Origin of the sequence: Paenilisteria portnoyi (assembly GCF_014322795.1) — a bacterium.
In the GTDB taxonomy this organism is placed as follows: domain Bacteria; phylum Bacillota; class Bacilli; order Lactobacillales; family Listeriaceae; genus Listeria_A; species Listeria_A portnoyi.
Genome location: NZ_JAASTT010000012.1, coordinates 42,014 through 53,629 on the forward strand (window position 1 = coordinate 42,014; position 11,616 = coordinate 53,629).

An 11,616-nucleotide genomic window follows, 5' to 3' on the forward strand; every position below is an offset into this window, starting at 1 on the left:
ATTTTTAATGAGCATGATATATTGCCAGAGATTTTAGAGAAAGATTATTATGTATGTTTAATGTTGCAAGAAATAGCTGTTGTACAACGAGAGTATGACGTATATTTTAAAGGTGGGACGGCATTATATAAGTGTTTAAAGAGGATTAATCGTTTTTCAGAGGACATCGATTTAACATTTAATAATGAAAAATTTATTTCTAAAACGAGTAAAGGTAATGCGTTGAAAAAGGTGACTTCGTGTTACACACAATTGGGCATAAACACGGCACATCCGCAAAGTGTCTCAGGAAGTGGTTCGAGGACATCGGTTTATGAGTACGATACTTTGTTTGAGACGGGCTTTTCGAAGAGAGATTCGTTGGGAAGAGTTGGGACAGTTAAGGTTGAGACGACAGCTTTTACGACATTTGAGCCCTATTCTGCGTATTTGATGGAACCAATTATACTAACATTAGCGTCAGATTCGATTAAGCAAATTTTGAATGTGGAATATAATATGAAGCCATTTCAAATGAATGTGATGAAGGTGGAACGGATATTTGTTGATAAACTATTCGCTGTAGAGGATTATTATTTAGGGTCTGCAGGGGCAGGAAGGTTTATTGAAATGGGGAAGCATTTATATGACTTAATTATATTATTTGAGTTGGCTTCCATTCAAAAATTATTATTGGAATCAGGGACTGAATTACGTTTTATCGTGGAGCAAAAGAGGATAGAGCAGGACTTGAGGCATGAGGCTAAGACTTTGGGTAAGGCTATTTGTAAATTTGATTATTGGAATTGTTTGGGAAGCGACAGGGAGATTGAAAAAGGATATAATAGGATGCAGAATGTGTATATTTTCCTGGATGATGACAGAAGGACATTCGAATATATTCTCGAAAAATGTGGTCATATTCACAAGTGGTTCATGGAGAATACATTGTAAAAAATACTTGACTTTAGCAAGAATATCGGCTAGTATGAATGTTATAGTAAATGAATGCGTGGATGAAGAGTAAGTAACATGATGGATGTTTCAAGAGAGCTGATGGTTGGTGTGAATCAGTAGCAGAGATGATGTGAATGGACTTCGGAGCAACTAAGCTGAACGGGATTTTTCCTCAGTAGGAGTTAGCGATTAGGCCTTATCGTTACACAAGGCACCCCATGTTATTATGGGATTGAGTGAATCGTTTTTTCGATTAATTAAGGTGGTACCACGGGTCTCCCGTCCTTATCTAATGTTTATTAGATAAGGAGGGAGGCCCTTTTTGTTGTGGCTGTTATGAAGCGTAGTGTGCTGAATTACAGCCTCAATATGCATGAGAACGCAGTGAGCATGTAATCCATCAGCGGTTTTTACACGTAAACTGAGAACAATCAGTAAGCGAATCAGTAGCAGAAAACCAAAGAACCTCAATATATATGAGAGCTATAAAACTTAAAAATAAATAAAATCAAAACATAAAGCAAGAAGAGTAAGCAAACATAATTTTTCCAGAGAGTCAGTGGTTGGTGTGAACTGATAAGGTTAGTTTGCTGAAGTGGTCCTTGCGCGTGCGGCTTTGAACGAAAAAGTAGGAGCTGCCGGGTTCTCCCGTTATTGAGATAGAGTATGTGATTCGTACTCGAATGAGATGGAATTTTTTATGATTCCAATATGAGGTGGTACCGCGGTATTTGATTATTCGCCCTCTAAAGAAAGCAGTGATTTGGCTGTGTTCTTTAGAGGGCTTTTTTGTATTTTAGAATTGGAGGAATGAGAGATGAAATTAACGAGGAAATTACATGCGGATACGATTACGGCGATTTTGGCTTATGAGCGTTTGGATGGGAAAAATAAGGCGTTACTTGAGGGCGCGGCGCGAGATGCGGATGCGGGACGGTATTCAATCATTGCGATGGATCCGGTGCATGAGATAAAGGTTTATGGACAGCGATTTGTGTTGGATGGGGTGGAGAGAACGGTGCTTGATCCGCTGGCGGAGCTTGATAAGGTGATTAGGACGGCGCCAAAACATGCGGATTCGCTTCCTTTTGAGGCTGGCGCAATTGGTTATGTTGGCTATGATACGATTGCGCTTTATGAGGATTTGGGCGAGATGCCACGGGAAACGCGCGCGGGATTAGCGGATATTCATTTTATGGTATATGAGTCGTTTTTGATTATGGATCATCAGGCGGAGGAAATGACGCTGGTGCAGGATAATTGTTACTCGAATCGGACGGAGAGTGAGATGCGGGAGGCGCTTGATCGGATGCAGGAGCAGTTGGTGACGGCGGGGGAACGCGAGATGCGGAATGTTGTGGTGACGCCGATGGAATATACGAGTAATGTGACGAAAGCGGAGTATATGACGCAGGTCGAGCGGGCGAAGGAGCATATTAGGAACGGGGACTTTTTCCAAATTGTGTTGTCGCAGCGTTTGGAGGCGCCGTTTACGGGTGATGCGTTTGATTATTATCGGAAATTGCGATTGTTGAATCCTTCGCCGTACTTGTTTTTCGTTGATTTTGATGAGACGACGTTGATTGGGTCTTCTCCGGAGAGTTTGGTGAGTGTGGCGGGTGATGTGGTTGTGACGAATCCAATTGCTGGGACGCGAAAACGTGGGGGGACGAAGCAGGAAGATGAGCGTTTAGCGGAGGAACTTTTGCATGATGAAAAGGAGCTCGCGGAACATCGGATGTTGGTGGATTTGGGGCGTAATGATATTGGAAAAGTTGCGGTGACGGGCAGCGTGCATGTTCCGGTTTACTTGACAATTGAGCGGTATCGCTTTTTGATGCATTTGGTGTCGGTTGTGGATGGTGTGCTGAAACCAGGCTTGACGGCGATGGATGCGCTGAAATCGGTGCTACCGGCTGGAACGGTGAGTGGTGCGCCTAAGATTCGAGCGATGGAACGGATTTATGAATGGGAAAATGTAAAGCGTGGTCCTTATGCGGGGGCGGTTGGGTATTTGACGCATCAAGGGGATTGTGATTTTGCGCTGGCGATTCGGACGATGGTGTTGCATCAGGGAACGGCGTATGTGCAGGCTGGTGCAGGGATTGTGTATGACTCGGATCCTGAGAGCGAATATTTAGAAACGCTGCAAAAAGCGAAAGCGTTACTGGAGGTTGGAAAATGATTTTATTAGTCGATAATTATGATTCGTTTACGTATAATTTGGAACAGTATTTGGCGGAATTTGCGGACGAGGTTGTGGTTTGCCGGAATGATGCGGCGGATTTGATGGAGCTAGCGGCCAGTGCGACGGGAATCGTGTTGTCACCGGGGCCTGGGAAGCCGAGTGAGGCGGGACTTTTGGAAGAGGTCGTGCGGCGGTTCGCGGATAAGTTGCCAATGCTTGGGATTTGTTTAGGGCATCAGGCGATTGGCGAGGTGTTTGGTGGAACGGTGAGTCGGGCTGGCGAGATTAGGCACGGGAAGGTTTCAATGATGCGACAAACGGCTGGTAGCGCGATTTTTGCGGGGTTAGATGAGGAACTGGAAATTATGCGGTATCATTCACTGATTGTTGAGAAGGAGGCGTTTCCGGAGGCTTTGGAAGTTTTGGCGCGGTCGCTGGATGACGATGAGATTATGGCGATGCAGTTGCGCGGGTTTCCGGTTTATGGGTTGCAGTTTCATCCAGAATCGATTGGGACGCTGGATGGCAAACGGATGATGGCGAATTTTGTAGCGATTGTGGAAAAGGAGGGTGAGCGAGATGGAAGCGTATTTGCAAAAAGTATATGACCAGCAAAATTTGACGCGAGTTGAGATGCAGGCGGTTGCTTCGGCGATTTTTGCAGGGGAATTAAGTCAGGCGCAAATCGCGGCTTTCTTGATGGCTCTGAAAATTAAAGGAGAAACGATTGAGGAGATGCAGGCGATTGCGGAAACGATGCAGGGCGTGGCGTTACAGTTACCGATAGCATCTGAAAATACGATGGATAATTGCGGCACTGGTGGGGATAAATCGCTTAGCTTTAATGTGAGTACGACCTCGGCTTTTGTGTTGGCGGCAGCTGGCATTAAGGTCGCAAAACATGGGAATCGCAGTATTTCGAGTAAATCGGGAAGTGCGGACGTTTGTCAGGAGTTGGGCATTGATATTTCGCTTGGCACGGAGGATATGGTATATTTACTGGAGAATGCTGGTATTGCTTTCTTGTTCGCGCCGCACGTGCATCCAAATATGAAATATGTGATGGAAGTGAGGCGGGAGCTGAATACCCCGACGATTTTCAACTTGATTGGACCGCTGACAAATCCGGTGAAATTGGAGACGCAATTGATGGGGATTTACCGTCGTGATTTGTTGGAACAAACCGCGCAAGTGCTTGGAAAATTAGGCAGGAAGCGCGCGATTGTAGTAAACGGCGGTGGCTTCATGGATGAGGCGTCGCTTGCGGGAGAGAATCATTACGCGCTCCTTGAGAATGGTGAGGTGACAATGCATTGCTTTTTGCCGGAGGACGTTGGCTTAGAAAGTCGTGATTTGGAGGCGATTCAAGGTGGCGATGCGAAACGGAATGCGGAAATTTTGCTATCGGTTTTAAAAGCGGAGCCGAGTGCGTACTACGATACAGTCATTTTGAACGCTGGTCTCGGGTTGCTGGCACATGGAAAAGTAACGACGCTTGTTTCGGGCATCGAGATGGCGCGTGATTTGATTGATAGTGGTGCGGCTTATGCGAAATTAACACAATTATTAGCTTGTCAAAAGGAGCGATTAGTAGGATGACATTTTTAGAAGAAATTTTAGCAAAAAAAGCGCAGGAAGTGGCGGAAATGCCGGTTGAAAAAGCGAAATTAGACAGGCAAAAACCGTATTTTCATGATTTTTTAAAGGCGAATCAAGAGGCGGTGCAGCTGATTGCAGAAGTAAAACGAGCTTCTCCGTCGAAAGGCGCTATTAATCTTGATGTGGACCCGGTTGCCCAGGCGAAAAGTTACGAAGCGGCTGGCGCGGGCGCGATTTCAGTTTTGACAGATCAGCAATTTTTCAAAGGGGACATAGAAGATTTGCGGGCTGTGGCTGAGGCGGTGAGCATTCCGGTTTTGTGTAAGGACTTTATTATTAGCGAAAAACAATTGATTCGCGCCAAAAATGCGGGGGCCTCGATTGTGTTATTGATTGTAGCGGCTTTGTCAGAGGAAGATTTGGCGACACTTTACAAACAGGCTACAGCGCTTGATTTAGAGGTTCTCGTGGAAGTGCATAATGAAGCGGAATTAGAGATTGCCGAACGACTAGGCGCAAAATTGATTGGCGTGAATAACCGCGACTTACATAGTTTTGTGGTGGATATTGCGGTGAGTGAACGCGTGGCGGGAGAATTTTCACTCGCGGATACGTTTTATATTAGTGAAAGTGGCTTCCGTGAACCGGCAGATGTGGCACGCGTGGCGAAGGCGTTTAGTGTGGTACTTGTCGGTGAAGCGTTGATGCGGGCAGAAAATGTCGAGCAAGCCGCGAGCGCATTGAAGGTGAGCCGCGTATGACACAGGTTAAAATTTGCGGACTGAAATACCGTCCTGATATCGATGTTGCGGTCGCGAATGGGGCCGATATGATTGGTTTCGTGTTTGCGCCGAGTAAGCGCCAAGTGACACCAGATCAAGCTCGAATTTTAGCGCAGCATATGCCAGATTCGGTCAAAAAAGTAGGCGTTTTTGTGAATGAAAGTCCTGCGGAAATAAACAGAATCGCGGCGATGGTACCGCTTGATATTGTGCAATGCCATGGACAGGAAACGGCGGCGGATTTAGCGGAAATAAACCATCCAACAATCAAGGCTTTCCAAGTCAAGGATGGTCAGATAAATGGGGATGTAACAGCATTTTCAGATAGCTTGATTTTGCTCGACGCACCAATTGCAGGGCTTGGTGAAACGTTTGATTGGCAGGCAATTATGAAAACTGAGTTGCCAAAGGAACGGTTGATTATCGCGGGTGGTTTGAATATAGATAATGTCGTCGCAGCAATCGAGCAGTTCCAACCATTTGCCGTCGATGTATCCTCGGGTGTTGAGACGAACAGAACGAAAGACCCTGAAAAAATAATAAAATTCATCCAAAAAGCGAAGGAGTCCTGAAAATGAGTTATGATGCACCGAATAAAGCAGGTTTTTATGGGAATTATGGCGGGAAATTTGTCCCGGAAACATTGATGAAAGCTGTCACAGAACTAGAAGCAGCGTACGAAATTTCGAAAACAGATGAGGCGTTCCAACAAGAATTGAGCTATTATTTACGCGATTACGTTGGGCGTGAGTCCCCGCTTTATTTTGCGGAACAGTTGACGGCGCATGCGGGCGGCGCTAAGATTTATTTGAAACGGGAAGATTTGAACCATACCGGCGCGCACAAAATCAATAATTGCATCGGGCAAGCTTTGTTGACACGGCAAATGGGGAAAAAGAAAGTCGTAGCGGAAACAGGCGCTGGGCAACATGGTGTAGCGACGGCGACAGTGGCGGCCTTGTTTAACTTAGAATGCACGATTTTTATGGGAGAAGAGGACATTAGACGGCAGCAGTTGAACGTTTTCCGAATGGAGCTGCTTGGCGCGAAAGTGGTCAGCGTTTCAGGTGGAAACGGTACGCTAAAAGACGCTGTCAATGAGGCGCTGCGCTATTGGGTGGCGAATGTGGAAGATACGCATTATATCATGGGTTCCGTTTTAGGACCGCATCCGTTTCCGCAAATTGTTCGCGATTTCCAGAGCGTGATTGGAGCAGAGGCTCGCGCGCAACATCTGGAGAAAGAGAACCGTTTGCCAGACGCATTAGTAGCTTGTATCGGCGGTGGCAGTAATTCGATGGGACTTTTTTATCCATTTGTGAACGATACGACGGTCAAAATGTACGGTGTCGAAGCGGCTGGTTCTGGTCTGGATACCGCTTTTCACGCAGCGTCACTTTCCAAAGGTGAAATTGGCGTCCTGCATGGCGCAATGATGCATATTTTGCAAGATGATGCCGGTCAGATTCAGGAAGCGTATTCCATTTCAGCAGGCTTGGATTATCCGGGAATCGGTCCCGAACATAGTTTTTTACGAGATGAGGGGCGCGCCGAGTATGCCTCTGTGACCGATGACGAGGCCGTAGAAGCGTTCCAATTGCTTTGCCGCACCGAAGGAATCATTCCGGCGTTAGAGAGCTCACACGCAATCTCCTTCGCTGTAGAACTCGCTGGTAAAATGAAGCCAGAAGAAAGTATCGTCGTTTGCCTATCTGGCCGTGGCGATAAAGATGTAGACCAAATCCGCGCACGTTTGAAAGGAGCAGATGACAAATGATGTTACAAAACGCAATCGAAAAAGCTAATTTAGCCGTAGTTCCTTATATTATGGCCGGTGATGGCGGCCTTGACCAGTTAGAAAATCAGATGAAGCTACTGAGCGATGCTGGTGCGACCGCGATTGAACTCGGTATTCCGTTCTCCGATCCCGTAGCTGATGGACCAGTCATTCAAGAAGCTGGCGCGCGAGCTTTGGCGGCGAAAGTTAGCCTTGAGCAGATTTTAGAAACATTAACAACGAGCAAAATCGAGATTCCGCTAGTCGTGATGAGCTATTTTAATCCGATTTATCACCTTGGCGTTGAGAAATTCATTGAGCTTGCCAAAAAAACACCGATTAAAGGTCTGATTATTCCCGATTTACCCTACGAACATCGTGATTTGATTTTGCCACACTTAGAAAATACCGATATCGCCCTGATTCCATTGATTTCGCTAACGAGCCCGAAAGCGCGAGTGGAATTAATTGCCAAACAATCGCAAGGTTTCATCTATGCCGTGACAGTAAACGGGACAACAGGCGAGCGCGCAGCATTCGGCGATAAGATTGATGAAAATTTGACATACTTAAAAACGATTAGTCCTGTGCCGGTTTTGGCCGGTTTCGGAATTTCGAATCTGGATCATGTGGCGAGATTTGCCGCCGTGTGTGATGGGGTGATTGTGGGCAGTAAGGTTGTGCAGTTGTTGCATGACGGGAAGTATGAAGAGTTGACTGAATTTATTTCTGGGGCGAGTAATTTAAACAATGCTTAGAAGAAATAACGGACATGTAGTGACTCGAATATAGTGTCGCTACATGTTTTTTTATCTCTGTCAAAATTAAATGTGACAATAATGTGAACGTTTTCAAAATGTAAAGTTTTTCTATCCAATAACATTTATAATGAGTTATAGTTTACATAAAAGGAGAGGTAGAACATGGCGAAAGTAGGAATCGATTTAGGAACATCAAATAGTTTAGTCTCATATTGGAACGATGGGAAAACGGAGATTATCCCTAATGTCTTTGGTAATAATTTGACACCTTCTGTTGTTGGGATAGATGATGACGGTGATATTTTAATTGGCGAAGTCGCAAAGGAACGATTAATAACTCACTCAGGGCTTACGGCGGCATCTTTTAAAAGATTTATGGGTACAGAAAAAAAGTACCAAATGGGAAAACATATCCTTACTCCTACTGACTTATCGGCTTTTATTTTAAAAAATCTGCGCGCTGACGCTGAGAATTTTTTAGGTGAAAGTTGTACGCAGGCTGTTATTAGTGTGCCTGCCTACTTTAACGATATACAAAGGCAAGCGACGATGGATGCAGCAAGGCTTGCAGGTTTGGAGGTTACTTGCTTAATCAGTGAACCAACAGCCGCAGCTATTGCTTATGGCCTACATCAAACAGAAGATGATATTACTTTTTTAGTTATTGATCTTGGTGGAGGTACATTTGATGTTTCACTTTTAGAAATGTTTGATGGAGTAATGCAAGTAAGAGCGATTGCAGGAGATAATTTCCTGGGTGGAGAGGATTTTACGCAAGCTATTGTATCAGATTGCCTAGAAAGTAATGGTTTAAGGGAGACATTACTTTCATCAGCAGAATATGCAATGCTTAAATATCGTGCAGAGAAGGCTAAACAAGAGGTTACGACGCAACATGAGATTTTTATTGTATTCGAAGTGGGAACGAAACAATATGAATATGAGCTAACAGAAGCAAAGTTACAAGCGTGTTGTGAGATGCTTCTTTTGAAAATGCGAGCACCAATTATGAGGGTGCTGCGTGATAGTGATATTGGGATGCAGGAATTGGAGCAAATTATTCTAATCGGAGGGGCAACGAAAATGCCTTTAATCAGAACCTATTTGAGTAAGTTATTGGGTCAATTCCCGTATACACTAATAAACCCAGATGAGGCAGTAGGCTTAGGTACCGCTATTCAAAGTGCGCTAAAGGAAAAATCGGAAGGCTTAGATGAGATTATTTTAACAGATGTGTGCGCCTTTTCTTTAGGGACAGAGGTAGTGAATGAAGTGAATGGTGAATTGCGAGATGGTTTCTTCGCGCCAGTGATTGAACGTAATACAACTATTCCTGTCAGTAAGGAAATGGATTTCTATACGGCGAATGATAATCAAGCAAGTATTAAGTTTACGATATACCAAGGGGAAAATCGTTTAGTTGTGGAAAATCTTAAGTTAGGTGAGCTAGAAATTAAAGTTCCAAAAGCACCAAAGCATCAATTGGTAAAGGCACGTTTTACGTATGATACAAATGGTATTTTAGAAGTAATAGTTACGATACCAAAAACGGGAGAAACAAAACGTTTGGTAGTGCAAAATAATACAAAAAAGTTAACCGATGTGGAGATGGAGACTCGCATAGGGGCTTTAGCTGATTTGAAAATCCATCCGCGAGAACGAGATGAAAATAGGTTACTTCTTGCGAGAGCAGAGCGCTTGTTTGCGGAAACATTAGGAGAACGTAGAAAATATATTGAGCAGTTGATTTTGCAGTTTGAAGGGAAGCTAGCGGTGCAAGAGGAATGGGCAACACGAAAAGCAGCAAAAGATTTTCACTTAATCTTAAATCAGCTGGAAGAGGAAATACGCATATGAATTGTTGGGAAATGCTTAATATTGAAGTTACGGTGGATAAAAAGAAAATTAAATCAGCATATGCTAAGAAGCTGAAAATAACCCATCCAGATGATGATTTGAAGGCTTTTCAAGAGCTTAAGCAAGCCTTCGATGCAGCGATGATCTTCGCAAAAAATGGGGAAATAGAGCAGTATGAAATCGAGAATACGCCAAATTTGTGGACAGAGAACAAAGAAGAAGTAACGATTAATGAGTCAGAACTAGTACTTAAAAAAGATGAGAACCCTACATTTCAGGAACTAGTCCAAAGTGTATTTAATAACTTTGAGAAAAGAGTAGATGTGGGTTGTTGGAAATTGATTTTAGATAGTAGTATAGAGTGGGATATGTATCAATACAATGCGAATAGAGATTTGGTGAAAGAGCTGTTACTAGATTATCATGCGACAATTCCTCAGCCAGTTATTCAGCTATTATTCGAGCATTTTGCGCTACAAATGGTTGATGAAAAGCATTTTGTAGATGAGGAAAGACATATTTTTGAGAATCATATGGAAGAAATCTTCAACATACCGAATTTTTCTTTTCAATTTCCTGAGCGTATGAAAGGGATGGTTCGTGAACAATTTTTATCTTTGCGTTACGCAGCTTATCGTTCTCTGAGATATGGAAAGCTTACAGAAGCAAAGCAGCTAGTAGAACAAGCTGAAAAAATATTTGATAGAGATGCCGATTTATGTACTTTGGAAGGGATGGTCCTTTTTTATGGACGATTAGATCAATTACAACTGAGTAATGGAACATTTAAGCGTAGTTTTCGCTGTTTCGAGAAGGCGCTGGCGATTAATTCGGCTCATGAAACAGCTAGATTTTATGCTATTCTAATTCGCAGTAAACAAACTGGGAAAGTGTCGGATAAACGACGTCAGTTTTTGGATAGTTTTCAGGGCGGCTATGTTTTACAATTGAATTTATTTTTGGGTTTTATCTATTATTTTGCAGAAGACTATGGGAATGCTGTACGATTTTGGACAACCCTTCCGATAGAACATTTGACTTTGGTAAAAAAAGAATGGGGGAAATCACTCCGTCAGCAAATTAGAGTAGAGGAGAAATTAGGAAACAAAGAACAAGTCTCTACTTTAAGAAGGAAACTTACGGAAAGTAAACAATTGGAGGGGGAAAAGGTTAGAAGTTGGCGCTGGCTAAAACTCATTGTCATTTATCTTGTTTTGATAGGATTATTTAAGGCGTGTACAGTGTTTGTTCCTAGTAGTTCAACAGCGGAACCAGTTTATTTAACTGAATATGATGAGATGTCTGGAGAAACATTTAGAAAACCAACAAGTGCAGAAATACATACGCAAGCTGGACTTGTTTCGCGATTTGTTACAGCGTTTGACATGCAGGATGAGGAGAGTAAACGAGAAGAATTGATAGAGAGTATTGTTGCTCTGGATTATCGTGGGGCTTTACGAGATCATATAAAATTACCGGCATTTAAAAACTATACAGAACGAGTGAAGGAGCAAAATACACTGGCTACAGATGACGGTATATACACATTGTTACTTGGGTCGGATGAATCAGATTTAATTATTGTGAGTAAAGATGGGGAAATTGTTAAAGTGATGGGTGGATACTTCGACACGATGGATGAAGAGCTTTTAGAAACGATAAAGCAGAAATAATGGGTTATTGAGGTGAATGTAGATTCGATTTTATTAAATTATC

General features: G+C 43.4%; 10 protein-coding genes and 2 other annotated features. All 10 genes read left to right on the top strand.

Annotation, left to right across the window (positions count from 1 at the left end; translation table 11 throughout):
- The first annotated feature begins 21 nt into the window (after positions 1–21).
- The 10 genes from HCJ66_RS09550 to HCJ66_RS09595 all read left to right on the top strand — a co-directional run bounded on the left by HCJ66_RS09550 (position 22) and on the right by HCJ66_RS09595 (position 11,573).
- Positions 22–933, top strand: a complete 912-nt coding sequence (locus HCJ66_RS09550; protein ID WP_187132915.1) for a nucleotidyl transferase AbiEii/AbiGii toxin family protein — start codon at positions 22–24, stop codon at positions 931–933.
- Between the two features lie 50 nt (positions 934–983).
- Positions 984–1,226: a binding site (T-box leader), on the top strand.
- Positions 1,227–1,443: 217 nt separating this feature from the next.
- Positions 1,444–1,686 (top strand) — a binding site (T-box leader).
- A 67-nt stretch (positions 1,687–1,753) separates the two neighbouring features.
- The gene (gene trpE, locus HCJ66_RS09555) at positions 1,754–3,121 is read left to right on the top strand and encodes an anthranilate synthase component I (protein ID WP_187132916.1); all 1,368 of its coding nucleotides are present in this window, start codon (positions 1,754–1,756) and stop codon (positions 3,119–3,121) included.
- Positions 3,118–3,732, top strand: a complete 615-nt coding sequence (locus tag HCJ66_RS09560) for an anthranilate synthase component II (RefSeq protein ID WP_187132917.1) — start codon at positions 3,118–3,120, stop codon at positions 3,730–3,732. Before trpE ends, HCJ66_RS09560 begins: the two co-directional genes overlap by 4 nt.
- Positions 3,704–4,723, top strand: a complete 1,020-nt coding sequence (gene trpD, locus HCJ66_RS09565; protein ID WP_187132918.1) for an anthranilate phosphoribosyltransferase — start codon at positions 3,704–3,706, stop codon at positions 4,721–4,723. The genes HCJ66_RS09560 and trpD overlap by 29 nt, the downstream gene beginning before the upstream one ends.
- Positions 4,720–5,484: an indole-3-glycerol phosphate synthase TrpC gene (gene trpC, locus HCJ66_RS09570; protein ID WP_187132919.1), complete on the top strand. Its 765-nt coding sequence runs from the start codon at positions 4,720–4,722 to the stop codon at positions 5,482–5,484. Before trpD ends, trpC begins: the two co-directional genes overlap by 4 nt.
- Positions 5,481–6,077 carry a phosphoribosylanthranilate isomerase gene (locus tag HCJ66_RS09575; protein WP_187132920.1) on the top strand — a complete coding sequence of 199 codons (597 nt, stop codon included), beginning with the start codon at positions 5,481–5,483 and terminating at the stop codon, positions 6,075–6,077. Before trpC ends, HCJ66_RS09575 begins: the two co-directional genes overlap by 4 nt.
- 2 nt (positions 6,078–6,079) lie before the next feature.
- Positions 6,080–7,282: a tryptophan synthase subunit beta gene (trpB, locus tag HCJ66_RS09580; protein WP_187132921.1), complete on the top strand. Its 1,203-nt coding sequence runs from the start codon at positions 6,080–6,082 to the stop codon at positions 7,280–7,282.
- Complete coding sequence (trpA, locus tag HCJ66_RS09585) at positions 7,279–8,040, top strand: tryptophan synthase subunit alpha (protein WP_187132922.1); 762 nt, start codon at positions 7,279–7,281, stop codon at positions 8,038–8,040. Before trpB ends, trpA begins: the two co-directional genes overlap by 4 nt.
- Before the next feature lie 165 nt (positions 8,041–8,205).
- Positions 8,206–9,900, top strand: coding sequence for a molecular chaperone HscC (locus tag HCJ66_RS09590; RefSeq protein ID WP_187132923.1), 1,695 nt, complete (start codon positions 8,206–8,208; stop codon positions 9,898–9,900).
- A complete protein-coding gene (locus HCJ66_RS09595) occupies positions 9,897–11,573 on the top strand; it encodes a J domain-containing protein (RefSeq protein ID WP_222717465.1) in 1,677 nt (558 codons plus the stop codon). The genes HCJ66_RS09590 and HCJ66_RS09595 overlap by 4 nt, the downstream gene beginning before the upstream one ends.
- Positions 11,574–11,616 lie beyond the last annotated feature (43 nt).